At 71.5% G+C, this 25,214-nt stretch carries 15 protein-coding genes; 7 read left to right on the forward strand and 8 right to left on the reverse strand.

Translation table 11 applies throughout. From position 1 onward, the window contains the following. Positions 1–45 precede the first annotated feature (45 nt). From ACXVUM_RS05265 to ACXVUM_RS05275, 3 genes are all read left to right on the forward strand, one after another. The gene (locus ACXVUM_RS05265; RefSeq protein ID WP_458520790.1) at positions 46–1,143 is read left to right on the forward strand and encodes a transferase; all 1,098 of its coding nucleotides are present in this window, start codon (positions 46–48) and stop codon (positions 1,141–1,143) included. Continuing rightward, on the forward strand, positions 1,140–2,498 hold the full coding sequence (locus tag ACXVUM_RS05270; protein ID WP_458520791.1) for a glutamate-1-semialdehyde 2,1-aminomutase: 1,359 nt from the start codon (positions 1,140–1,142) through the stop codon (positions 2,496–2,498). The genes ACXVUM_RS05265 and ACXVUM_RS05270 overlap by 4 nt, the downstream gene beginning before the upstream one ends. A 195-nt stretch (positions 2,499–2,693) precedes the next feature. Next, complete coding sequence (locus ACXVUM_RS05275; protein WP_458520792.1) at positions 2,694–3,143, forward strand: hypothetical protein; 450 nt, start codon at positions 2,694–2,696, stop codon at positions 3,141–3,143. A 42-nt stretch (positions 3,144–3,185) separates the two neighbouring features. Here the strand turns inward: ACXVUM_RS05275 and ACXVUM_RS05280 are convergent, their stop codons facing one another. From ACXVUM_RS05280 to ACXVUM_RS05295, 4 genes are read right to left on the reverse strand one after another with little or no spacing between them, the layout of a single operon-like run. Next, positions 3,186–3,722: a YdcF family protein gene (locus ACXVUM_RS05280; RefSeq protein WP_458520793.1), complete on the reverse strand. Its 537-nt coding sequence runs from the start codon at positions 3,720–3,722 to the stop codon at positions 3,186–3,188. Beyond that, positions 3,719–5,935: a glycosyltransferase gene (locus ACXVUM_RS05285; RefSeq protein ID WP_458520794.1), complete on the reverse strand. Its 2,217-nt coding sequence runs from the start codon at positions 5,933–5,935 to the stop codon at positions 3,719–3,721. Before ACXVUM_RS05285 ends, ACXVUM_RS05280 begins: the two co-directional genes overlap by 4 nt. Positions 5,936–5,969: 34 nt before the next feature. Then, positions 5,970–7,415, reverse strand: coding sequence for a nucleotide sugar dehydrogenase (locus ACXVUM_RS05290; RefSeq protein ID WP_458520795.1), 1,446 nt, complete (start codon positions 7,413–7,415; stop codon positions 5,970–5,972). A 42-nt stretch (positions 7,416–7,457) separates the two neighbouring features. Next, the gene (locus ACXVUM_RS05295) at positions 7,458–9,605 is read right to left on the reverse strand and encodes an alginate lyase family protein (RefSeq protein ID WP_458520796.1); all 2,148 of its coding nucleotides are present in this window, start codon (positions 9,603–9,605) and stop codon (positions 7,458–7,460) included. A gap of 80 nt (positions 9,606–9,685) precedes the next feature. Here ACXVUM_RS05295 and ACXVUM_RS05300 point away from each other — a divergent pair, with 80 nt between their 5' ends. Next, positions 9,686–10,999, forward strand: coding sequence for a phenylacetate--CoA ligase family protein (locus ACXVUM_RS05300; RefSeq protein WP_458520797.1), 1,314 nt, complete (start codon positions 9,686–9,688; stop codon positions 10,997–10,999). Here the strand turns inward: ACXVUM_RS05300 and ACXVUM_RS05305 are convergent. Continuing rightward, positions 10,981–14,355: a glycosyltransferase family 4 protein gene (locus ACXVUM_RS05305; protein ID WP_458520798.1), complete on the reverse strand. Its 3,375-nt coding sequence runs from the start codon at positions 14,353–14,355 to the stop codon at positions 10,981–10,983. The genes ACXVUM_RS05300 and ACXVUM_RS05305 overlap by 19 nt on opposite strands. Before the next feature lie 113 nt (positions 14,356–14,468). Between ACXVUM_RS05305 and ACXVUM_RS05310 the strand changes: the two genes are divergently transcribed. The 3 genes from ACXVUM_RS05310 to ACXVUM_RS05320 are packed head-to-tail and all read left to right on the forward strand — an operon-like array spanning position 14,469 to position 18,863. Then, positions 14,469–15,923, forward strand: coding sequence for a polysaccharide pyruvyl transferase family protein (locus ACXVUM_RS05310; RefSeq protein WP_458520799.1), 1,455 nt, complete (start codon positions 14,469–14,471; stop codon positions 15,921–15,923). Continuing rightward, positions 15,920–17,545, forward strand: a complete 1,626-nt coding sequence (locus tag ACXVUM_RS05315; protein WP_458520800.1) for an oligosaccharide flippase family protein — start codon at positions 15,920–15,922, stop codon at positions 17,543–17,545. Before ACXVUM_RS05310 ends, ACXVUM_RS05315 begins: the two co-directional genes overlap by 4 nt. A gap of 4 nt (positions 17,546–17,549) precedes the next feature. Beyond that, on the forward strand, positions 17,550–18,863 hold the full coding sequence (locus ACXVUM_RS05320; RefSeq protein ID WP_458520801.1) for a GNAT family N-acetyltransferase: 1,314 nt from the start codon (positions 17,550–17,552) through the stop codon (positions 18,861–18,863). On the opposite strand, the gene ACXVUM_RS05325 is transcribed toward ACXVUM_RS05320, so the two are convergent. The 3 genes from ACXVUM_RS05325 to ACXVUM_RS05335 are packed head-to-tail and all read right to left on the reverse strand — an operon-like array spanning position 18,829 to position 25,141. Beyond that, positions 18,829–20,205 carry a hypothetical protein gene (locus ACXVUM_RS05325; RefSeq protein WP_458520802.1) on the reverse strand — a complete coding sequence of 459 codons (1,377 nt, stop codon included), beginning with the start codon at positions 20,203–20,205 and terminating at the stop codon, positions 18,829–18,831. The two genes, ACXVUM_RS05320 and ACXVUM_RS05325, sit on opposite strands and share 35 nt — an antisense overlap. After that, positions 20,202–21,728 carry an O-antigen ligase family protein gene (locus tag ACXVUM_RS05330; protein ID WP_458520803.1) on the reverse strand — a complete coding sequence of 509 codons (1,527 nt, stop codon included), beginning with the start codon at positions 21,726–21,728 and terminating at the stop codon, positions 20,202–20,204. Before ACXVUM_RS05330 ends, ACXVUM_RS05325 begins: the two co-directional genes overlap by 4 nt. Continuing rightward, positions 21,725–25,141, reverse strand: a complete 3,417-nt coding sequence (locus ACXVUM_RS05335) for a hypothetical protein (protein WP_458520804.1) — start codon at positions 25,139–25,141, stop codon at positions 21,725–21,727. Before ACXVUM_RS05335 ends, ACXVUM_RS05330 begins: the two co-directional genes overlap by 4 nt. Positions 25,142–25,214 lie beyond the last annotated feature (73 nt).

Here is a 25,214-nt window from a genome sequence, read left to right on the forward strand (position 1 = left end):
GCACCACCCGGCGGTCGCCGCATGACGTGCCGGGCGTGTGGGTCGATGCGACTCGAGACGGTGCTCGACGTCGGGGCCGTCGCCGCCGCCGACCACTTCCCCCCCGCCGACAGCCCTGTCGCGCCCGACGAGACGGGGCATCCGCTGTCGATGGCGCTGTGCCGGACGTGCGCTCTGGCCCAGCTCGTCGACGACGACACCGTCACCGACGAACCCCGCGGCGTCGAACCACAGGCGTTGCGCGACCAGGCGGCGGCCGCTCTCGCCGACGTCGCAGCAGCCGACCTGCTCGTCGGCGCGACGGCGACGGAGTTCGGCAGCCCGCACGGCGGCACCTGGCTCCCGTTGCTCGCCGAGCGCGGCTTCACCACGCGCGATGCGGGCGCCGGCGGGCCCGCTGATGTCGTGCTGGACTGCTTCGGGATGATGCACGAGCCCGACCAGGCCGCCGCCGTCGCGCGTCGAGCCCGCGCGACATCGCGCGACGGTGTGCTCCTCTTCCAGTTCCACTCGCTGGCGACGATCGTCGCCGACGGACAGTGGAACGCGCTGCGGCACGGACACTTCGCCTACTACTCCCTCCCCGCGGTGCAGTCGCTGTTCGACGCCGTCGGGATGTCGGTCACGTCGGCATGGACCTATGACCTCTACGGCGGGACAGTCCTCGTCGCCGTCCGTCACGGTGTGCACGAGCCGGACGCGTCGGTCGTCGCGGTCCTGGCGGCAGAGCAGGCGGCCGGCATGTCCGACGTCGCCGCGGTGTCCGCGCTCCAGGCCGCAGCCGAACGCCAATGGTCCGACCTGCGCAACTGGTTGACCGACACCGTCGGCGCCGGTGGACGTGTCTACGCCTACGCCGCCGCCTCCCGGGCGGTGGCGCTCCTGGGCTGCGCGGGCGTCACCAGGGACCTGCTCGCCGGTGTCGCCGACGCCTCGCCCGCCAAGTGGGGGCTGCGGATGCCCGGCACCGACGTCCCCATCATCGACCCGGACTCGCTCGTCGCGGCGCAGCCGACGGCCGTCCTCGTCACGGTGCCCGACCTCCTCGACGAGGTGCGCCGCGACTTCCCGACGCTCGCCGACGTGTTCGTCACCGAACCGGCCGCGCGGACGCCGGCCGAGCAGCAGGGAGGGACCTCATGACCTCACTCCACGAGCGATCGACCACGCGGCGGGACTTCACCGAATCGACCCGACTGCAGGAGTCACTGCACCGGATGGTCCCCGGGGGTGCACACACCTACGCACGCGGCTCGGACCAGTACCCGGAGGGGATGGCGCCCGTCCTCGTCCGCGGAGTCGGCGCGCGTGTCTGGGACGCCGACGGCAACGAGTTCGTCGAATACGGCATCGGTCTGCGGTCGGTGACACTCGGACACGGCCACCGCGGCGTCGTGGACGCCGTGACCCGGACGATCGCCGACGGCGTCAACTTCTCGCGTCCGACGGTCCTCGAAGCCGCTGCGGCCGAGGACTTCCTGCGACTCGTCCCGACCGCGGACATGGTGAAGTTCGCCAAGAACGGCTCCGACACCACCACCGCCGCGGTCCGACTGGCGCGGGCGGCCACCGGTCGCACTCTCGTCGGTGTCTGCGACCACCCGTTCTTCTCCGTCGACGACTGGTTCATCGGCACCACCGGGATGGATGCCGGGATCCCCGCCGACGTCACCGCGAAGTCACTGCGGTTCCGCTACAACGACATCGACGACACGCGCTCCCTCTTCGACGCACACGGCGACGATCTGGCGTGCGTGATCCTGGAGGCCGCGACCGCGTCCGCCGAACCCGCGCCCGGCTACCTCGAGGCGGTCCGCGAGCTGTGTGATCGCCACGGCGTCGTGCTCGTGTTCGACGAGATGATCACCGGCTTCCGGTGGTCCGAGCACGGTGCACAGTCGGTGTACGGCGTCACGCCGGATCTCTCCACGTGGGGCAAGGCGATGGGCAACGGATTCCCGATCGCCGCGCTCGCCGGTCGTCGGGACCTGATGCAACTCGGCGGGCTCGACACCGACGCCGATCGCGTCTTCCTGCTGTCCACCACACACGGTCCCGAGACGGCGTCGCTGGCGGCGTTTCGCGCCGTGGTCGCCGCCTACGCCGACGGTGATCCGGTGGGCGCCATGACCGATCACGGCACCGCGCTCGCAGCCGGGGTGAACGCGCTCGCCGCCGACGCCGGCGTCGCACCGCATGTGCGCGCCTTCGGTCGCCCCGCCGCGCTGCTGTTCGGTACCGCCGACGCGGACGGGAACCCGTCGCAGGCGTTCCGCACCCTCTTCCTGCAGGAGCTGCTCGACCGCGGGGTGCTCGGGCAGTCCTTCGTCCCGTCGGCGGCACACACCGCCGCCGATCTGCGCGCGACGCTCGACGCGGTGGCAGGTGCCGTCGTCGTGTACCGCGAGGCGCTCGAGCGCGGAAGCGTCGACGGGCTCCTGCGCGGACGGCCCGTCGCCCCCGCCCTGCGGCGCACCGCGGCACCCCGCCGCCTCTGACCCCGAGCGGGCACACACCACCCACCGAGCGGGCGGATGTCGTCCCTTTGCGCCCCGAACATTGCACGCGCACTTCCTTTTCCGGACATGAGAAGCGGCTGAGACTTGCTTGCGCCGACGTCGGAATCCGCCGACTCTGGACGGTGAGGCACCGCCCGCGGTCCGCGGACGGCCTGTGTGAGAGGAGTCGCAGACGTGAACGACGCGGAGATCGACCGGGCCTACGACCAGCTGACCCAGCAGGGCCGGCAGACAGCTGACGCCGTGGCGTCACTCGCTCAGAAGTTGCAGACCGCTGCGTCTGCCGGGAACACCGACGCCCGGGAGTGGGCCCTCGATCTGCGTGAGATCGCGCTCGCGGTCCGCGACGAGGAGGGGCAGATGGCGTCGCTGTTGCAGTCCATCCACGCGATGGTCGACGACCACGTCCAGGGGAACCTGCCCCAGTACGCCCAGGCTCCCCAGTACGCCCAGGCTCCTCAGTACGCCCAGTCGGTGCCGGTGCCGTACGCCCAGCCGCAGCAGCAGCAGCAGCAGCAGCCGGGCATGCTCGGTCGCTTCCTCGGGAGCAACTTCGGACGTTCGGTCGCGATGGGCGCCGGCTTCGGGATCGGCGACGACATCATCAACGACATCTTCCGCTGACGTGTACGCCCGCTCGGCGGGTGGTGTCGGCACGCTCGGCGGTCAGCAGCCGCTCTGCAACCACGCGCGGACGTAGCCGGCGGTCTGGTAGACGTACGCGAACGGCCAGTAGTACCAGGAGATGCTCTGCGGACTCTCCGCCATCGAGATCCGCCCGGTGAAGCATCGTTCGACGATGTAGCGGGCGCGGGAGATGTGCGGCCGGAACGTGACCACCACGACGGAACGCCACCCGCGCTGCTGGGCGACGGTCCGGAGGTGCTGCGCCTCGCCACGGGTCGTCGAGGGATCCGGTGCGAAGCACTCCACGCGCACCCCGGGGAGACGCGCCGCGCACAGACCGGTGTCGTCGAGGAAGTGTTCGGGATTGCTCATCAGGACGGTCGAGGCGTACCCCTGCTGGGCGAGTTCGAGTCCGTAGCGATACCGGGTCTCGCCCCCGGCGCCGCCGAGGACGACGATCGCGTCGGCATGTCGCGGTCCGTCGACCTGCGGATAGACGTACACCGGCAACCCGGCGACGGCCAGGGCGACGATCACCGCCGCGACGATCCCGGCGATCGTCAGCTTCTTCCTCACCCGAGCGACAGGATCCTCTCGTAGAACGCGACCAGTGCCCGGGTCGAATTCTCCCACGAGAGCTCGCGTTCGACACGCTCACGCCCGAGGATGCCCATCTTCTCGCGGCGCTCGGGGTCGTCGAGGAGCGTGACGATCCCCCGTCCGAACGCCTCGATGTCGTTGCCCGGGACGTACAGGGCCGCGTCTCCTGCGGACACCCGCGCCTCACGCAGGTCGTACGACACCAGCGGCCGCCCCATCGCCATGTACTCGACGACCTTGTTCATGGTCGACACGTCGTTCAGCGGGTTCAGCGGATCCGGCGACAGGCACACGTCGGCCGTCGACAGGCACCGCTGGACGAACTCGTCCGGGACACGACCGGTGAACTCGACGACGTCGTCGATGCGCAGGTCGCGCGCCAACGCGACGAGCGAGTCGAACTCGTCCCCGGACCCCATCACGATCGTGTGCAGGTCGTCGCGGCCGAGGCCGTGACGGACGTGTGCGAGGGCGCGCAGCGCGTGATCGACGCCGTCCTGCGGACCCATCACCCCGAGATAGGCCGCGAGATGCCTGCGTCCGCGACGCAGCGAGTCGTCGGGTGTGCGCGGCACGAACCGCGACAGGTCGGGTGCGCTGCGGACGACGGTGACGTCCTCCGGGGCGCACCCGCCCCGCTCGATCGCAGTGCGTCGGTAGCTCTCGTTGGTCGCGATCACCCCGGTGGCAGTGGTGTAGGTCAGCTGCTCGAGCAGGCGCGTCATGCCCGACAGGACCCGACCGGCCACTCCCCCAGCGGCGAAGCGTGACGCGAACAGCTCGGGGACCAGATCGTGCTGGTCGAATACGAAGCGCGCACCCCGCAGACGCAGCAGCAGTCCGACGAGGAAGAAGAAGTCCGGCGGGTTGCAGCCGTGCACCACGTCGACCCGTGACCGCGCCGCCACCCGCAGGGCGAGGCGCACGGTGTGGAACAGCGCCACCGGGTACTCCTGCAGGTATCCCGCCGGCCCGCCGGTGGCCGCCGTCAACGGATAGCGCAGGATGCGGACGCCGTCGAGTGTCTCCTCGGCCGCGGTGTCCGCGTGGGCGCCTTTCGGACAGATCACCGTGACGCGGTGTCCCGCCTCCACGAGCGCGCGACTCTCCTGCCACACACGACGATCCATCGGGACCGAGAGGTTCTCGACCAGGATCAGGATGTGCCGTCGACGGGTGCGGTCCGTCCGGTTCCGCGCACGTTCGGCGAGAGCAGTGAGCCGATCCTGCACCGCGTTCTTCGCCGGCCGGACCCGTCGCAGCAGTCCGGGCGCGAGCGTCAACCCGACGAGGAGCAGCGCGGCCCGGGTCGTGCGGCGATGCCGGAACGACGCCATCGCGGCGCGCCGGGCGGCTGCGGTGTCACCCTCCACGAGAGACCACCGGGCACGGCGGATCTCACGGATCGCGCCCATCCGCGCGAGGTTCTGCGTCAGCGCCCGCTCGTCGTCACGGTCGTCGAGCGGACGGGCCGAGAGGAAGGACCGCTCGAGCGCATCCTCGAACCCCTCGACCTTGGCCGCGTCCCGGGACAGGGAGTCCTCACGGATGCGGTAGCGCGCCAGCACATCCGGCAGCATGCGGACGTCGTGCTCGCGGGTCAGCCGCAGCCAGATCACCACCGACTCGTCGACCCCGTCGAGACCGGGGTGATACCCGCCGACGGCATCCCAGGCATCGGCCCGGATCGCGGCGCAGTAGTAGGGCACGGTGCCGCCGAGCACGTCCCGGAAGCGCAGTGGCCGGCCGGGATCCGGCCGATCGATGCCGACCGACCGCAGGTAGTCCACCGGGAGGTCGTCGGGCCCCTCGGCGAAGCGATGGGCGTCGACGCACACCGCGGCGACATCGGGCTGGGTGGCGATGACCTCGCCGACGCGGCGACAGAAGTCCGGGAGCAGGTGGTCGTCGCTGTCGAGGACGCAGTGGAAGCGTCCCCGGGCGACCGCCGCCGCTGCCATCACGCCACCGGCGTACCCGGCGTTCTCCTGACGGACCAGGCGTATCCGTCGGTCGCCCAGGTACTTCCCGACCACGTCGGCCATCGCGTCGGAGTTGCCGTTGTCGACGACGACCAGCTCCCAGTCGCCGCGGGTCTGGACGAGGACGGACTCGATGGTCTCGCCGATCAGGTGTTCCGTACCGTAGGCGGTCGTCAGGAAACTGATGGTGGGGCGCAGGTCGGACACCCCGCCACGATGCGGGTCATCGGGCACGACGCCGTCACCAGCCGATGCCGCTGTAGTTCTCGCCGAGGCGCCGCAACTCCGCGCCGGGCAGCCGCACCAGATCGATGACGAGGGTCTCGGCCGGGGCGACGTCCACGGCGGCGACGATCTCGGGATCGGCGCCGGCCACGACGACGACGTCCCCGTGGTCCATCACCTCCTCCACCGACGACACCAGCAGCTCAACGACATGCGGCAGGTGCTGGGTGATGTACTCGCGGTTGGCCCCGACGATCGAGGAGAGGGTGACGTTGGCGTCGTAGACGCGGACGTCGAATCCCTTGCCCAGCAACCGTTCCACGAGCTCGACGAGCGGACTCTCCCGCAGGTCGTCGGTGCCGGACTTGAACGACAGTCCGTACAGCCCGACGCGGCGCTTGCCGGTCGCGACGATCATGTCGATCACACGACGGATCTGGGACTCGTTGGAGACCATGATGTTCGCGATGACCGGGATCTCCAGGTCGTTCTGCCGCGCGGTGTGCATCAACGCGCGCACATCCTTCGGCAGACACGAGCCGCCGAACGCGAAACCCGGTCGCAGGTAGGCGTCGCTGATGTTGAGCTTGGTGTCCGCGAAGAAGATCTCCATCACGGCGTGCGAGTCGAGCCCGAGACGCGCACAGATGGTGCCGATCTCGTTGCCGAACGCGACCTTCAGCGCGTGGAAGCTGTTGTCGACGTACTTCGTCATCTCCGCGACACGCAGAGGCACCCGGAAACGCTTGCCCGACAGGCCGTCGTAGAGATCCATCACCATCGCGCCGCTGCGCTCGTCGGTCTCGCCGACGACCGTCTTGGGCGGGGTCATGAAGTCACGCACCGAGCTCCCCTCGCGGAGGAACTCCGGGTTGACGCAGACGCCGAAGTCGACGCCGACGCGCTTGCCCGACGCACGTTCGAGGATCGGGATCAGCAGGTCCTCGCAGGTGCCGGGGACCATGGTGCTGCGGTAGACGACGACGTGCCAATCGTCCTTGTCCCGCAGGGCGGCACCGATCTCCTCGCTGGCGCCCTGCAGGTGGACCGTGGACAGTCCGCCTCCGGACCCCGACGGGGTGCCGACGCAGACGATGGTGATGTCACTGTCGAGGACCGCCTGGCGGGCGTCGTCGGCGACACCGAGCATGCCGGACTCGACCACCCCCGCGGTCAGTTCACCGATGCGTTCCTCGATGACGGGCGCCCTGCCCTCCCTGAGGAACTGGGTCTTCGACGGGTTGACGTCGACACCGATCACCCGATGTCCGCGTGCTGCGAAGCAGGCGGCCGAGACACATCCCACGTACCCGAGTCCGAAGACGCTCAGGACCGCGGCCCGGGACCTGTCGTCCGAGGGCGGGTGGTGGTGTGCCGTCGGGTCACCCGTCACACGGGTGACACCGGGATCGTCGGTGCCGCCGGTACTCCGGACAGCCTCGTACGACGCAAGCGTGCTCATGCAGTATTCCCCCCACTGCGAGATCGATTTTCCTCCCCGGGCTTACGGCGCCGCCTCGACCTCGAACGACACCCGCCCGTCCCCGTGCGTGTCGACCACGCACCACCGCTGTACCCCCTCGCACAGCAGCCGGATTCGGATCGCGGATCCTTCATCCTTCAGGGACAGATCGCAGCCTAGCGCAAATTCCTTTGTGACGGTGATGAAGGTGGCCAGCGTGACCGGTGTGGTCTGCTCGGACGAGTGCACACCGATCCACCACGCGGGTGACCGCTGCTCCAGACGGTGGCTGGACCAGCCACGATGGGTCTCCTCGTCGCCGCGGACCGACCACGGGCGGACCGGTGCGGTCGCCGCGGTGACGTGGTCGGCGACGTGGTCACCGCCGCGGGACAGTCGCACGGTCGACGGACCGACCGTCTCGATCCCGATGTCGCCGGCGAGGGGGAACGTCGTCGTCACGTCGTGCCTCCCGGGCCCGGTGAGCCGGTCGACGACGAGCACCCCCGGCAGATCGGCCGGCGCGACGACCCATCGCCGGTGCACCACGCCGGCGCCCCCGTCGGTGTACCCGTCGTGTTCGGCGTCGACGACGCCGGCCCGCAGGTCCACCGCCCGCACCCGCGTCCGGGCGTGACGCGTCCACAGGAACGGGCCGCCCATCTCCGACTGATCCCGCCCGTCGACGGTGACCGTGGCATGTGCCGCCGTCCCGCGCAGGCTGCGCCGCCAGGCCGGGTGACCGTAATAGCTGCCCGTCCCGGGATCTTCGACGATCTCGCCGGTGTCGTCGGCGACGGTCACCGCGAGCGCGTCGGCGTGACCGTGCGCGGCGATCGCGAGGTGCCCGAGCGGTCCGACGTCGACGGTCACACGCCGTCCGGGTGCCCGCAGCACGACGAGCCCGCCGTCGGGGTACCAGGCCGAGCCGCCGGGCCCGCGCCGCGCGGTCGTCGTCACCGTCCGCGGACGGCCGGCGGAGCCGAGCGCCGCCGCGAACCACTCCCGGGCTGCACTGGTGGGCGTCCCCGCAGGCGCGGCACCGTCGGTGAAGGCGGCCAGCAGATCGAGGTGGCCGGCCACGGTGCGCACCGGCTCGCCCGACAGGCGCAGAGCGAACCCCTCGTCGTCGTCACCGACACGGGGTGTCGGGACACCCAACCCCCGCAGGAAGTCACCGCCCCGCAGCACCGCCGCGACCAGCCCCCGGGGTGCCGAACCGTCCCGGTCGGCGACGAGCGCGGCGACGACGGCGAGGAGTTCGGCGGTGAAGATCTGATACCCGACAGCCTGTTCCGCGCCGATCCCGTCGGGCAGGATCTGGCGGTCGGCCTCGGCGGCGAGGCCGTCGAGCGCGAGCCGTTCCCACCGCGGCGCGTCGTCGAGACCCGGGATCAGCAGCGCCACCGCGGCGAGTCCCGCGAGCTCACCGACGAGATGGTTGTTCGCCGAACTGAACCGGGACCGACCGCGCACGCAGTACCGCGCGGACGCGTCGAGCACGGCTGCGATCGACCCGAAGCGTCCCGGGGTCAGCTGCGGGGCATCGGCCAGGGCGACGACGGTCACGGCCACCGACAGGGCACGGATCCCGGCCTCGAACGCACCGCGCCAGGCGATCCCGTGACCGGGCGGGTTCGCGGCGATCCACGAGTCGAGGTCGTCGAGCGCGGCCTCGGCATACCGGTCATCACGCGTGAACAGCCACGCCTGCGCGAGCAGCGTCAGATGCTGGAGCCGGTTGAGCTCCCAGATCCACTTCACGTCGCCGTCGACGGTGCGGTGGTCGATACGGTCGGCGGGCAGGTCGGGCCAGTGCAGGTCCCGGACGGGGTCGTGCCCCCAGTCGATCGGACGGGTCAGGGTGACGGTGGGGTATCCGAAGTAGGTGACCCGCATCGCCAGCGCGTCGTCCGCGGCCTCGACGATGTCGCGGACGAGTGCGGGATGCCGGGTGGCGATGTCCTCGGCGCGCGCACGGGTGATCAACGCCGGCCGACGCTCCGGCGACCGCAACCGTGCCAGCGCGGAGTCCGCGGTCGCCGCCGTCCAGCCCGGTGGCAGGTCACGGGGCCCGCTCTCCGCGGTCAGCCGACGCGCCCGACCGGCCACCGTGGTGCGGACCCGCCAGGCGATCTCGGGTACCGACATCGTCGCCAGACGGCGCCGGTACCAGGTGAGCTTGTCCACGTCGGTGACCCTAGCGTTCGCGATCGGCGCATCACCGATGTCATGATCGTGACGGGGAGAAGGACGACAGGGGGAGTGCGATGACACCGCGGGGGGCGGGCGTCGACGTCAAACACAGGTTGCGTCGCGCACATCCGTATCGGGCGGTCGCCCGCAGGCAGTTGGCCTGGGCGCAGACCGCCACACCGGAGGAGTTCGCGCGCCGCCGCGATCGGCGCCTCCGCGCACAGGTGCGGTGGGCGGCACGGCGGTCACCGTTCTACCGGGAGATGTTCGCCGAGCTCGGCCTCGACCCGCGCGACATCCGCACCGCTGCCGATCTCGCGCAGCTGCCGACGACCGACCGTGCGAGTGTCACCGACCGCCGTGCGGACTTCTGCGCGCTGCCGCAGCGTCTGATGTGGGCGGCGAGCTCGTCGGGCACATCGGGACGGCCGGTCACGGTGATGCGGACACCGTCGTCGTCGGTGTACGAGCTGTGCGCGCAGGAACGTCAGTGGCGCTGGTTCGGCCTGGACTCCACCACGCCACGGATCGTGGTGCGCGGCAGCGACTTCGCCGCCGACACCGACGGCGTGCCGGTGCGCACGCTGCCCGGGAACCACCAGCTGATGGTGTCGAGCTTCCACCTGACCCCCGACCACCTCCCGACCATCCTCGCCGCGATCGACGACTTCGGCCCCGAGGCCGTCGAGGGGTGGCCGTCGAGCATCACGGTGCTCGCCGGTCTGCTGGCCGATGCCGGGCGCACCCTGCCGCTGCGCGGGATCATCACCTCCTCGGAGGTGATCGGCGGCCCGGCACGCGCCCTGATGCAGTCCGTGTTCGACGCGCCGATCGTCGACCACTACGGCCAGACCGAACGTGTCGTGATGACCGGCAACTGCGAGCACGGGACCCATCACGTCTTCGACGACTACGGGGTGCTCGAACTCGTCGAGGTGCCCGGCGTCCCCGACCGCTGGGAGATCGTCGGCACCAGCCTGCACAACCGGGGATTCCCGTTGCTGCGCTACCGGACCGGCGACCAGGTCGGGCCCGCGTCGGGCGAGGAGTGCCCGTGTGGACGGCCGTTCGGGCGGATCGGCCGGATCGCCGGGCGGGTCGAGGACGTCTTCACAGCGGCCGACGGCCGCGCCCTCCCGCTGCCGTCGACGGTCGTCGACGACCTCGTCGGCGTGCGTGGTGTGCAGATCGTCCAGCACCGGGCCGGTGAGTTCGAGGTCCGCGTGGTACCCGGCGGCGGATGGGACGCCACCGTCACCGACACCCAGATCCGCCGCAACGTCGACCGCATGTTCGGTCCGGGTCAGCAGGTCACGATCACGACGGTGGACGCACTGCCCGCACCTGCGGGCGGCAAGGTCAAGTCCGCCTACGTGATCGGGGTCTGAGACCCCCGCGCGACCGCAACCATCAGCCGCTCGTATCCCCGGGCCGTGCCGGCGATGTCGAACTGGCGGCACGCCCGCGCCCGACCTGCCGAGCCGAGGCGGTGGCGCAGCTCGTCGTCGTCGGCGAGCGCGATCAGCCGATCCGCGAACCCGGCGTGGTCGCCGACACCGACGACGAAGCCCTCGACGCCGTCGGTGACCATCTCTGGAACGGATCCGCAGTCGGTGGCCACGATCGGGACCCCGGCGGCCATCGACTCGGCGAGCACCAGCGGCACCCCCTCGTGCACCGAGGACAGACACGAGATGTCCAGTCCCGGAAGCAGGTCGGGCACATCGTCACGGACACCCAGGAACCGGACCCGCGAACCGATGCCGAGGTCGTCGGCGAGGAGACGGAGGTGTTCCTCGCGCGGCCCCGTCCCGACGAGCACCAGCAGCGCCGCCGGGCGATCGGCGAGCACCTTCGCGAACGCGGCGAACGCCACCTCGTGCGCCTTCTGCGACGACAGCCGCGCCACCATCCCGATCGCGAGGTCGTCCTCGTGCAGGCCCAGCAGATCGCGTGCACGTCGCCGCCGATCCGCGGTGGGCGGGGGCGGCAGCGCGATCCCGTTGCCGATCACCACCTCCCGGGTCCGTGACCATGCACGGGCGCCGACGCCCTCCGCGCGGTGCAGGTACTCCCCCTGCGCCTGCGAGAGCAGGACCAGCGCCCGCGACAGGCCGAGCGTCGCCACGGCCGATCGGGGCAGCACGCGACCACCGACCGCGGTCAGGTCCATGTCGTGTGCGGCGACCACGCTGGGCACCCCGGCGACCGCGGCTGCCAGTCGCCCGACCGCCAGGGCGGCGCGATGGTGGTGGGCGACGAGCACCACGTCGGTCCCGGTACGTCGGAGGTGCCGCGCGAGACCCAGGACCCGTCGCGGGTCGCGACCGGCGTACCCGTCCACCACGTCGACCGGCACGCCGAGCGCGCGGAACTCCCCGGCGAGAGGTCCCTCCTCGCGGAGACAGACGATGCGGGGCGCGAGGACCGACCGATCGACGGCGGCGCACAACGACACCAGCAACCGCTCCGCACCGCCCACGAACGTGAGATCCATGACGACGGTCGTCGCGACCGGCCGACGGACCTGCACGGCTCGTCCGGATGCGATGGCGGACAACACTTCCTGTGTCGTGTCGACCATCACCGACCGGTCGAACAGTGCTCGCGCACGAGCCCGGGCGGCAGACCCCATCGCGCGGGCGTGCTCGGGGTCGGCGAGGACACGGACGACGGCGTCGGCGAGGACGTCGGGCTCACGGATCGGCACGAGGTGGCCGGTGACACCCTCCTGCACCATCTCCCGCAGTCCGCCGACGTCGGTGCAGACCGCGGGAAGCCCGGACGCCATGGCTTCCAGCAGCGCCATCGGGAGGCATTCCACCGAGTCGGAGGACAAGACGAACACGTCCATCGCCGCCAGGAGCCGCGGCACGTCGCTGCTGGCACCGACGAACGCCGTCCGCTCCGCGATCCCCAGCTGACGCGCCAGGCCCTCGGCCCGCGCACGCTCCGGCCCGTCACCCACCACCAGAACCCGCAGGTCCTCGACGGTGCGCGCGACCCGCGCGGCGGCCCGCAGGAAGGTCTCGTGGTCCTTCTCCGGCCGCATGGCCGACACCGTGCCCATCACCGGGCCGGTGCCGTCGATCCCGGGCAGCGGGACCGGGCCGCGGGGTGTCGCCGACAGGTCGGTGAAGTCGTCGACGGGGACGCCGTTGTGCACCACGACCACCTTCTCGGCGGGGTGGTGCAGCGTGTCGACGAGGAACGGCACCTGCGCGTGGGCCACCCCGAGGTAGCGGTCCGTCCAGCGATCCAGGAGACGGTCCACGACGCGACGGGCACGGGGGCGGTCGTCGGCGGTGGCGACGTGGTGGATCCACACCGCACGGTGCGGGACGCGAGCGATGACCGCCGCGAGGCGCCCGAGGACGTCGGCGTTGTAACCGCGGGTGAGAACGATGTCGGGACGATGTGCACGCATGTGCCGCACCAGATCCCACAGGGCGCGAACCGCGTCACGGCGTGTGCGGCGCAGCGCCACGGCGGGCACCCCACCGGCGGCGAGATCGTCGAAGAGCGCTCCCGGCTCGCCGATGCAGACCACCGACGGCGCGAACCGGGTCCGGTCGAGTGCGGGCATCAGGGTGGCGACATGACGCTCCGCGCCACCGATCCGCAGGTCGGGGACGACGTGGAGGACCCGCAGTGGACGCGACGGGTCCTCGGCGCGCTGCGTGATGTCGCGGTAGAGCGCATCGATGCGCCGCCACACCGCGTCGACGTCGAACTCGGACCGGAACCGGACGTGTGCTGCGGTCGCGAGGTGCTGTCGGCGCTCGGGGTCGGTGACGACCGCGTCGAGCGCGTCCCGCAGACCGTCGACGTCACCGGGTTCCACGAGCACCGCGCAGCCGTCGTCGAGGATGTCGGGGACGCCACCGACCGGTGTCGCGACGATGCACAGGCCGGCAGCCATCGCCTCCAGCACGGCCATGGGCTGGCCCTCGTCGTGGGACGGGAGCACCAGCACGTCGGATCGCCGCAGCAGGTCGTCGACGACGTCGGGCCCGACCCACCCGAGGACGTCGACGGACTCGGTCAGCCCCAGTTCCGTGACGAGTCGCCGCGCGGCGTCGACGGCGCCGTCGCCCGCGACGGTCAGGTGCGCCTCACACGCACCGGGTGACGCGGCCCAGGCGCGCAGCAACTCGAAGGTGCCCTTGCGCTCACCGACCCGTCCCAGGAACAGCACGCGGACCGTCCCGTCCGCGGAACGCTCGGACACCGTCCGAGCCCGAACCGCGTTGGGGACGACCGTGACCCGCGCATCGGGTGCGATCTCCGACAGGCGCCGCGCCCATCCCGGGCCGAGGGCGACGACGGCGGCGGCCGCGGTCAGCACGTCGGCGACGACCGCACGCGCCGGACGGGGCAACCGCGCGACGAACAGGTGGAACTCGGCGCCGTGGACGTGCAGCACGACCGGTACCCGCAACACCCGGGCGACGCTCGCGAGCACCGCCTTGCGGACGAAGCTGCCGTAGGACGCGGTGTGCAGGTGCACCACCGCCGGACGTCGGATGAGCAGTTCGGCGACGAAGCGGAGCGCGCCGAGGACGAAGGTCAGCATCTTGCGCGCCGCGGATCCGTCGCGGTGGGTGGCGACATGGGTGATGCGCCAGTGATCGGTCAACTCGGTCGACAGCACCGCCGACACCGTCGTGGCGACGCCGCCCCGTGTGCTGGTGCTCGTCGACGCCCACAGGACCCGTGGTCCGCGCGCCGTCGATCGCCCCATCGCAGAATCCCCCTCGATCACGAACCGTCCGCGGTCGTCCTCCCCGACGACCGGCCCGACGTGGCGGACCCGGGACAGCCGTGCAATCCTATACCGCGGGGAGGAAGTCCGACGTGTCTGTTCAGAACAGCGGCACTCGAGGCGTTCTCGACAGCGACCGGGCACCGGGGGGTGCCGACGGGGCGGTCGCGACACAGGGGGCCCGGCAGGTCCGGATCCTGGTCGAGAACAGCGAGTATTGGCTGCGCAACAACGGTGACCTGGCGATGCTGGCCGTCACCGTCCACCGACTACGGGAGCGGTGGCCGGACGCGCGGATCGGCGTGTTGACCGATTCGCCCGTTCTCCTCCGTGCGTACTTCCCGACGGCCGAGGGCATCACGGTGTTCGACGACGACCCGTGGGCACCGCCGACGCGGCTGGAGGAGCTCGCAGGCCGCCTCGGTCCGTCGACCGTGGGCCCGTTCGTGATGGCGTGGCTGCGGATGCGGACCTGGGTTCCCCAGAAGGCGCGCGGGGCGCGTCGTCGCCTGCGCAGTGCCGTGATCCGGACCACCGTCCCGCCGATCACACCGCGTCCGCGACCTCACGTCGGATCCCGTCGGGCCGTCATGGAATCGTCGATGCTCGTGGTCCTCGGCGGCGGGTACCTCACCGATGCCGATGCGGCGCAATGCCGTCGGGTGTTCTCACTCATCCGGGTCGCGGGTGACCACGACGTCCCCGTCGCGATGATCGGCCAGGGACTCGGGCCGCTCGACGACCCCACGCTGGTCGCGATGGGCCGGGAGTCCCTGCAGGATGTGCGGATGCTCGCGTTGCGCGAGCGGCGTCGCGGACCGACCGTCGCCGACCGTCTCGGGATCGCCCCGGACCGTGTCCGGGTCACCGGTGACGACGCGATCGAGTTGGCGCACAGCATCATCGACCCGCCCGGTGGTGGCGGTCGCCCCGGGGGCGACACACTCGGCGCCGGGATCGGGTTCTGCCTGCGGGTCGCCGGGTACTCCCCGGTGGACGAATCCGCCCGGGCCGCAGTGGGATCCGCGGTGCGGACCTCGGCGGAGCGACTCCACGCACCGTTGCTGCCCCTGATCATCGCCGAGTACCGCGACCAGGACCGCCGGTCGACGCTGCCCCTGGTGGCGGGCGCCAACCGGGTGGTGCCGCCGCTCCCGCGGTACGTCCACCCGTCGGAGGTCGCACGCAGGGTCGCGGACTGTCGTGTCCTCGTCACCGGCGCCTACCACCTCGCCGTCTTCGCGCTGTCGCAGGGCATCCCGGTCGTCGCGCTCACGTCGTCGGAGTACTACGACGACAAGTTCCTCGGACTCGGCGACATGTTCGGGACCGGCCTGACGATGATCGAACTCGACGACCCCGACCTGTCCGGGCGCCTGTCCGCGGCCATCGCGGAGGCGTGGGAGGGCGCACCGGGGTTCCGTGCCCCCTTGCGCGCGGCGGCGCGGGAACAGATCGCGCGCAGCCGCGCCGCGTTCGACGAGGTGTTCGCCATCGCCGAGCGGAGGGCCGGACCCGACGGCTCGGCCGGGTCGGCCGGTCGATGACCGCGACGACTCACACCGACGCCGACGACCGACCCCACGGCGAGGTCGGCGGCGGGCCGTCGCTGCGCGGTCGCATCGGCAGGGTCGCGGTCGCGTCGGCGGTGGCACTGGTGTTCGGCGAGGTGCTCACCCTGGTGCAGACCATCGCGCTGGCGCGTCTGTTGTCGCCGGCCGAGGTCGGGATCTTCGTCTCCGGCACGGTCATCACCAGCTTCCTCGGCGAGTTCGTCGAGGGCGGTCTGCGGGCGGGGCTGGTGCAGCGCGGGGGCGACATCCGTGACGCCGCGGAGACCGTCTTCTGGGCCACCCTCGCGGGCGGTGTCGTCATGTCGCTGGGTGCCCTTGCCGCGGCGCCCGTCGTCGGGATGGTCTTCGACAGCAGCACGGCCGGGATCATCGCCGCGGTCACCTCCGGCACACTGCTGATCTTCTCGGTGACCAACGTCCCGGAGTCGATGCTGCAGCGCGCGTTCAGCGTGCGACGACGACTGATCGTCGGGCCGTCGGTCGCGGTCGCCTACGCGGTGGTCGCCGTGTCGCTCGCCGCGCTCGGATTCGGGGTGTGGAGTCTCGTCATCGGCATGTACGCCTCGTTCGTCGCGTGGGCGGTCACCATCTGGGCGATCACCGACTGGCGTCCGGGTCATGGCACCGCGTCGATCCGGCTGTGGCGCGAACTCGCCCGGTACGGGCTGCCCCTCGTGCTCGGCGGCATCGGCGCGCGGGTGCAGAACGCCATGGAGACCGTCGTCGTGGGCCGTGGGCTCACCCAGTTCGCCCTCGGCAACTTCCGCTACGGACAACGCATCTCACAGATGCCCGTCCGCGCGATCATCGAGATCGGGGCGGTCTCGCTGTTCCCCGCATTCGCTCAGATGGCGGGTGACCGCAGCCGGATGCGTGCCGCGTACCTGCGCGCACTGCGATGGGTCATCGTGGGCGCGGCCGCCCTGTCCGGCCTGATGATCGCCCTCGGGACGCCCGCGGTGACGATCGTGTTCGGTGCGCCCTGGCACGCGGCCGGCGTCGCTGTCGCACTCATGGCCGGCCTCGGTGTGGGCAAGGCCCTCATCAGCGTGGGCGAGGAGGTCATCAAGGCCTGCGACCGGACGCCCCTGCTCAACTGGTACACCGCCGCCGAGGTGCTCCTCGGTGTCGGGACACTCGTACTCCTGGTCTCGCAGTTCCAGCTGCCGGGTGCCGCGCTGTCGCTGTCGATCACGGCGCTCGTCGTCGGCGTCGTCGTCACCGGCCTCGCCATCCCGCTCGTCTCCGTCCGATGGGCCGACGTGGCACGAGCGGTCCTCCCGCCGCTGCCCGCCGCCGGAGTCGCCACCGCCGCGGCCTGGGTACTCGACCGTCATGTCCTCGACAGCGCCGCCCACGGGCTGGTCCCCGCCGTCGGCTGCCTCGTCGCCGAGACCCTCGCGTTCGGTGCCGTCTACCTGCTCGCACTCGGGGTGTTCGCCCCGTCCTCGGCGGGCAGTCTGCTACGCGTCGCGGTGACGATCGCCCGGCGTGCGACCGGGCGACGCAGCTCGGGTGACACCGTTTCCGCGCCGGGCGACGCCGGAGACCATGCCGCCGACACGGATGGAGACGGCGGTGCGTCTCGGAGGTGATCGGGTGATCGCGATTCCCGGCCTGCCGCATCGCGGCACGTCGCGGGGACCGGTCGTGCTCGGTCCACTCGACGCCGGCGGTCACGTCATCCGGCTACGCCCCCCGACCTTCGACGACCACTCCCGCTGGCGGGCGCTCCGCCTCCGCGATCGCGCCGCCATCGAACCGTTCTGGTCGCGCAGCGGACAGAGCTGGGAAAACCGACACAGCCGCAACGAGTGGGTGCGCGAGGTGATGGCGGCACGACGCTCGGTCGCGTCCGGTCGTGCGTTGCCGTGCGTCATCGAGGTCGACGGTCACCTCGCCGGTCAGATCGGCCTGACCGCCATCGACACCGATTCGCGCACCGCGGAACTGGGTGTCTGGATCAGTTCCGACCTGGCACGGTCGGGGGTGGTGACCGTGGCCGGCGGGATGATCGTCGACCACGCGCTGGCGCAGTTGGGTGTCGATCGGGTCGTGGCGCCCTCGGCCGCCCACAACGTCGCCGCGGCCCGGGCCATGTCCCGGGCGGGATTCCGTCGCGAGGCGACGCTGCCGGGGTGGGCACCGACCGGCGGTCACGACGTGGTCGCCCACGACCTGTGGGTGATCGGTCGCGACGACCTCGGGCCCGGCGGACTCACCACGGTCGGCCTCCGACGCACCGATCCCGACACGTCAGCGGTCGACATCGTCGCCCACACGCGCCCGGCCCGGTCGGCGACGGTCCCCCGTCGTCTCGACGACATCGTCGCCGTCCTGCGTTACGACGCCGGTCGGCTCCGTGTGCGGGCCCTCCATCTGGTCCCGCCGCCCGTACCGGCGCGCATCGACGTCGACGGGACGGCGCTGCGTCTGCGGAGACGACCGGGTCCCCTGATCGACGCCATCCCCACCGGTGCGCGGCGGGCAGCCAGGTTCGACGACGTCTGCACGCCGATCCGCAACGGCGCCTGGTTCGACACCGACGACGCCGACGTCGTCTACGACGTCCTGCACGCCCGGCGCAGGGTCGGCCGGATCTCCCTGGTCGGTGTGAACCGACGTCAGGGCTTCGCCGAACTCGCGGTCAGCCTGGACCGCGCTGCGCCCGCGGCGTCGGACCGGGCGGTGGGCCACGCGGTGCGCGAGATGCTCCGCGAGGCCGTCCGAGTCCTGTGCCTCCGCCGGATCTCCACGACGGTCGCCCCGACCGATGCCCGGGCGGCCCGGGTGGCCGACGTCGCCGGCCTGCGCCACGAGACGTCCCTGGACGGCGCCGCATGCGGCCGCCCGCCGGGGATGGTGGAGATCTGGGCGGTCAGCGCGCCCGCGCCGGCACCCGCGGCAGACTGATCGGGCCGTCACCGGCGACGAGCACGGCACCGAACGCGTCGATCCCCGACTGACGCAACAGATCCGAGGCGCGGCGCGCGCGGGTGGGACTCACCACGCCGCTCGGCACGACGACGAGCGTCCGGTCGGAGACACTGCAGAGCAGTTGCGCCTCGGCCGCCTCGTCGACCGGCGCACACTCCACCACGACGACGTCGAACCGCTTGCGCAGCAGACCGATCAGCTCGGCGACGTTCTGCCGTGTCATGACGTCGTACGGGTCCGCGCCGCGACCGCCCACGCCCGGCTCACCCGCCCCGAGGACCGACACACCGCGGCCGAGGTCTGCGCTCTCCCGCAGGACCTCGTCGAGGCGCGTCGGGTCGACCGAGTCGCCGTCGGACGTCCGCAGCACGTCGGCCATACCGGCGCCGGCGAACTCGCCGTCACGTGCGGTCCGCACCAGCGCCACCTCGGCACCCTGCGCGGCGCGGATCCGGGCCAGCTCACCTGCCGCCCACGCCGACCCGGATCGTCGGGCGACACCGACGACCGACACCACGGAGGGCACGGGCAGGTCGTCGAACGCCAGGGCGTTCACGACGTGCCGCATCTGTGTCCGTGGGTCCATCCCGCCGTCACCGGAGGCGTCGAAGGTCCTCAGGCCCACGGCCTCGCGGACCTCGGCGGGTCGTCGAAGGCGCGGGGACAGACCGCCCAGCAGCCACGCCAGCACGAGTCCGACGAGCAGACCGGCGACCACGGACACCGACACCCGGGCGGCGACCGCGGGCCGTTGCGCGGTCGGCGGATTCGCCGCGGTCAGGTCCTGGAGCAGGCCGCTGCTGTCACCGTTGAGGCGGTCGATCGACTGCTGGAGCTGGATCCGTTCCTGCTGGAGGATGAAGTCGTTGCGGGCCTGTCGTTCGAGGAACGGTCGCCGCAACGCGTCGATCGCGGCCTGTCGTGTCTTCCGCACGCCGGCGTTGATGCTGTCGCGGAACGCGTTCGCGACCGCCTGCGCCGCACGCGGGACCTCCGCGGCGTCGGGTCCGGTGGCGACGATGAACATGATCGGTCCGGTCGCGACGGGCGTCGCGGTGAGCGTGACGTCGTCGGGGACACGGGCGGTGTCCCGGAGGGTCTGTTTGCCGGAGTCGGTGTTGAACAGGTCGACGTAGCTCTGGATGAGCACGGCGTCCTGCTCCGGCGCACGGTTCGCCGAATACGTGGTCAGAGCCGCCTTGCTCGAGTACGTGGTCTGGGCACCGGCGCCGGTGATCAGCGCGACGGCGACGGCGACGAGCACGCAGGCGAGGACGACCCACCATCGGCGGAGGATGCGGTCGCGGACGTCGATCATGCGGGGATCTCCTCCCTGGACGGGACGGTGGTGGTCTCCGGCAGCGACGGGTGGCGGACACGTCGAGCACGGTCGGTCGCCCCGGTCGCCACACCGACGAGGAGCAGGGTCGCCACGACGGGCAGGTCGAACAATCTCAGGTCCACCGTCGTCCCGGCCGTGACCATCACCACGAGGGCGAGGATCCCCGTCACCACCACCGCCGTCCGCGTGCGGTCGTGCGCTGTACGCGGGTCCGCCGCGAGAGCGCGGTATGCCACCACCAGGCGGGCCGACATGCCGACCAGGACGACGAGCCACAGGACGAGCCCGACGAGTCCCAGGTCGGAGAGGATGCCGAGTTCGTTGAAGTGCGGCGCGATCCCCAGTCCCCGGTCGAACGGCGTGCTGGGCGACCACTGCTGGTGGTGCACGGTGTTCAGGGAGATGAACCGGCCGAGACCCCAACCGAACAGCGGCTTCTCGTCGAAACCCCAGAACGTGGTGGCCGCGGTGTTCAGCCGGTCGAACACCTCGCTCGTGGAGCCGACGCCGCCCTTCGCCCGATCGGAGCTGGTGAAGGTGGACCAGTTGGCGACGACGGCCGCGGCACCGAGCACGCCGGTGACGACGAATCCCGTCCGGTAGCCCCGTGCGATCACCGCGCCCGCCACGATCACCATGAGCAGTCCGAGGTAGATGACGCGCGTGTGGGTGAGGAAGACCGCGTACACCGAGGCGACGGCCACCAGTCCGGCGGCGACGCGGGCGTACCGGTTCCGGTCATGGCCGGACGCGAGGTACATGGCGCACACGAAGCCGAGCAGGATGATGATCCCGTTGACCACGGGCTGATTCGGAACGCCGTTGGCGCGGCCCACCCAGTTCGGGTCGGTGACGATGTAGCTGGGCCACACCAGACCGGGGGCATAAAACTGCCCGATGCTCACCGCCGTCGAGTAGGCGCCGAGTCCCACGATCATCCACAACACCACGCTCGCCCGCCGCTCGTCGTCGCCGAGCGTCCGCCCGATCACGTACAGCACGAACGGCATCACGGTGGACGACAGGATCATCCGGAAGAGGTTGATCGGTTCGGCCGTCGGGATGTACGCGCCGGCGGAGTACTCGTGTGGCAGCACCGCCGAGAGGATGTTGTACCCGACGTACACGGCCATCAGCAGTTCCAGGGCACCGGGTCGCGGCAGGCGATCCCGGTGACCCCACGCCCAGATCGCCGTCGAGAGAACGAGTCCGACGAACGCCGGGAGGAATGCGTCCACCGGCAGGATGCGAGGCAGGGCCAGCCGGAGGAACAACGCGACGAGGAAGTAGCCGAGCGCGACGAGCGGGTGTCGCAGGCCGGTCCAGATCATGACGCCGGCGACCACCACAGCGATCGGCGCACCGACCACCACGAGCACCGAGCCGCGGGAGATCGCGGCGGCGACGATCGCCGTTCCCAGTGCCACGGCCGCAGCCGTGGCGAGCACGCGTCGGCCGGGCAGCACCTGCCCGCCCGTCGACCACAGGCCGGTGGTCATCCGCGCGCGTCGCTGCGTCGTTCGACGGCCCCCTCGACGACCCGACCATCAGCCACCTGCTCCGCGTATGCGGATTCACCCGGTGAGATGGACTGCGGCGGCGTCGCATTCGGCGCCGGCGGAACAGGCGGCGGGGTGTCGATCCCGGCAGCGCGCTGCTGCATCCACCGTTGTTGCTCGGCGCGATACTGCGACCACTGCTGTTCGAGCCACCGCTCCTGCGCCAGCCGGTACTGCGCCCACTGTTCCTGCGCGAGACGCTCACGGGCGACCTGCTGCTGCATCGCGAGTTCCCGCTCCAGCTGCGCACGGGCGACGCGCTCGGCCTCGAGCCGTCGCTCCATGTCGCGACGCTCCTCCTCCAGACGCTCGGCTGCGAGACGTTCGGCCTTCACCCGTTCGGCGACGGCGGCCTCGGCGGCTGCGCGCTCCTCCCGCTCGCGCTGCTCGCGGGCCAGTCGCTCACGGGCTGCCTCCGCCCGGGCGATGCGCTCACGCTCGAGGTGTGCGGCGCGGGCGCGTTCGATCCGTTCCAGGTGCAGGCGTTCGGCCCGCTCGCGCGCGACCCGTTCACGTTCGAGCCGCTCCACGCGTTCGCGGTCCACGCGCTCCCGCTCGCGGCGCTCGGCGTCCTCACGGGCGGCCTGCTCACGCGCCCACTGCTGGCGGGCCAGACGCTCCTGGATCGCCTTGCGGCGCTCCATCTCCTCCTGCGCACGGCGCTCCCGCGCGCGACGCTCGTGGGCCTGCTGTTCGCGCACCCACTGCTGGCGGGCGATCAGCTCCCGCTCCCACCGCTGCCGCACGGACTGCTCCCGGAGGAACTCCTCGTGCGCGGCGCGTTCAGCGGCCGCGTGACGCTCCAGGGCGAACGGATCACCCTGCGCCACAACCGACCGGAGAGCCGGGAATCGATCGGTCGGGACGGCGTTCTCGCCCGCCGCCGCGGGGACCAGCGGTGCATCGGGCGCCACACCCGCGGCCGGCGACACCGGCTCGGGTTCGGGTTCGGGTTCGGCCTCGGTGACCTCGGGCTCCACGTCGACCTCGGCCGGTTCGTCGTCCTCCGACTCGGCGACCTCGGCCTCGGCAACCCCGGGCTCGGCCTCAGCAACCTCGGGCTCGCCAACCTCCACCGGTTCGGGCTCGAGTTCGGGCTCGGGTTCGGGCTCGACGGACTCCACGTCGAAGTCGGGTTCCTCGTCGACCTCGGCCTGCGCCTCGATGTCGTCCGCATCCGTCTCGGCGACCTCAGCCTGCGCCTCGATGTCGTCGTCCGTGACGGGCGCGTCCGGTTGCGCTTTCACCTGCGCCGGATCGTCCTCGCGGACGGCCTCGGCCTCGGCAGCCTCGTCGACGACCAGCTCAACGACCGGCTCAGCGGCCACAGGTGCGATGTCGGCGGCCCGCAGCTCGGCGGGGACATCCGGGACGGGCGACCGCAGCGAGCGGTACGGCAGGAACTCCTCCGGCTGTGACTCCTCGTCGACCGGGGCGACCGGAACGGTGACGGGCTGCGCCGGCCGCGGTCGGGGCGGCGGCGGAGGTGTTCGGCGTGCCGTCGCCTCCTCACGCCACCGGGCGGCACGACGGATCGCGCGGCTGAGTCGCGTCTCGGCGGCAGGCGCGGTCGGTACCGACCGCAGTGGGCGCCGCACGACAGGCTCGACGGGCGGCGACACGGCCTCCTGGACCGAGGCCTCCGGCGCGTCCGACGTCTCCGCGTCTGTGTCCACCACGTCTGTGTCCACCACGTCTGTGTCCACCACGCCTGTGTCCACGTTCTCCATGTCCACGTCCTGTGCGTCCACGTCCTCTGCGTCCACCTCGGCCTCGGGCTCCACATCGGCAGCAGGCTCGTCCACCGCTGCTCCCGCGTCGATCTCGTCGGACTCGAACTCGTCGACCGCAGGCTCGTCGGTCGGGGCGTCTCCCGCCGCGACGTTCTCGTCCTCGGTCGCCCCGACGATGTCGGCGTTCTCGTCGACGGTGTCGGCGGGGTCGTCCTCCGGGCTGACTCCGTCGTCGGCGTTGGACCCGACGAACCCCTGGGTCAGGCTGGTCGGCGTGGGCGGCGCAGGCACCGGCGGCGCCGACATCACCACCGCGGGACCGACCCTGGCCTTGACCTCGGCGAGGAGGCGATACGTCTCGGACACGTCGCCGACGGTGGCCGTGGTCGGGTCGACGACGGTGATGACGATGTCGGCCTGGGCGCAGATGATCTGCGCCTCCGGTGATTCCACGACGATCGGCGCCTCGAGAAGGACCACCTCGGCCTGCTTGCGGGCAGCGTCGAGGAATCGCGCGACGCTGGTGCGGGTGACCACGCCGACGGGGTCGAGGACTCGATTGCCGACGTCGACGGTGCAGACACCGCCCGATTCGGCGGAGACCAGCTCGGTGAGGTGGACGTCGGGGTCGACGAGGGCGTCGACGAACCCCGGCCGCCCCGGCCCTCCGCCCGACCGGCGGGCGTCGGTGCGCACCAGCAACGACGGCACGTCGACCGTCCCCAGCGACGAGGCCAACGTCTCCGACAACTGGCGCGCGGCGGCAGCCGCACCGGACTGCGCGGCGACGACCGCGATGACATGGGGGGTGGTGTCCGACCCCGACATGACCCGGTTCGCCAGATGCGCGAGATCCGAGGCACGAGCGGACCCGCCCGCGTCGTCGGGATCGGCGACGACCAGCGCGGTCGTGAAGGCCGTCTTGTCCGTGACGTCGAAACCGGTACGGACGCGCCGGGATCCGATGTCGACGCCGAGAGCCATGAGGACACCGACCACCAGACCGCCGGCGAGCGCGGTGAGCAGCGTCGTCGTCCGGTTCGGTGTCGTGGCGGTGACAGCCGAGTCCAGGCCGACGGAGTTGATCATCCCGTTGGTGTTGGCGTTGATCGTGTTGATCTGGTCCTGCAGTCCGGCGCGCTCGTCACCCGGGACCTCGAGCCGCTGTGCGTATCGCTGTTCGAACGGCGCCTCGACCGAGTCGATCGTCTGCTTCTTCGCGTCGTCGAGTGCGCCGTTGATCTCGGTGCGGAACGTGCTCGCCAGCGCCGAGGCGGCCGATCGAGCGGCCTCCGGGGTCGACGCCGTGGCGTCGATGTAGAAGATGCTGCCGACCGTGGCCGGTTCCGCGACACTCGTCACCCCCGCAGGCACGTTCGCCTTGCGAGCCAGAGCACCCTGGAATGAAGGATCGTTGAACAAGTAGATGTATGCCAGAGCGAGCGCGTACGGCGAGTTCTCCGACGTCGGCGAACTCGCGGACAGCGCCGCCTTGGCCGAGTACGTGGTGCGGTCACCGATGCCGGCGACGAACGCACCCAGCACTGTGACCAGCGTGATCGCCACGACGATGTACCAGCGGCGGCGGACACGCAGCAACTGGTTGACGAAATAGATCAAGGCCCCCCCTTGACGAACCATCGTGCGAGATCGATCCCCTGCCCGTCACCGGTTCCCAGGCCGGTGACGTTGT

Source organism: Williamsia sp. SKLECPSW1, from assembly GCF_054332755.1.

Coding starts and splice junctions, on each gene's coding strand:
- ACXVUM_RS05265 (WP_458520790.1), top strand. CDS start 46: ATGCGACTCGAGACGGTGCTCGACGTCGGGGCCGTCGCCGCCGCCGAC.
- ACXVUM_RS05290 (WP_458520795.1), bottom strand. CDS start 7,415: ATGAGCACGCTTGCGTCGTACGAGGCTGTCCGGAGTACCGGCGGCACC.
- ACXVUM_RS05315 (WP_458520800.1), top strand. CDS start 15,920: ATGACCGCGACGACTCACACCGACGCCGACGACCGACCCCACGGCGAG.
- ACXVUM_RS05300 (WP_458520797.1), top strand. CDS start 9,686: ATGACACCGCGGGGGGCGGGCGTCGACGTCAAACACAGGTTGCGTCGC.
- ACXVUM_RS05330 (WP_458520803.1), bottom strand. CDS start 21,728: ATGACCACCGGCCTGTGGTCGACGGGCGGGCAGGTGCTGCCCGGCCGA.
- ACXVUM_RS05325 (WP_458520802.1), bottom strand. CDS start 20,205: ATGATCGACGTCCGCGACCGCATCCTCCGCCGATGGTGGGTCGTCCTC.
- ACXVUM_RS05270 (WP_458520791.1), top strand. CDS start 1,140: ATGACCTCACTCCACGAGCGATCGACCACGCGGCGGGACTTCACCGAA.
- ACXVUM_RS05305 (WP_458520798.1), bottom strand. CDS start 14,355: ATGGGGCGATCGACGGCGCGCGGACCACGGGTCCTGTGGGCGTCGACG.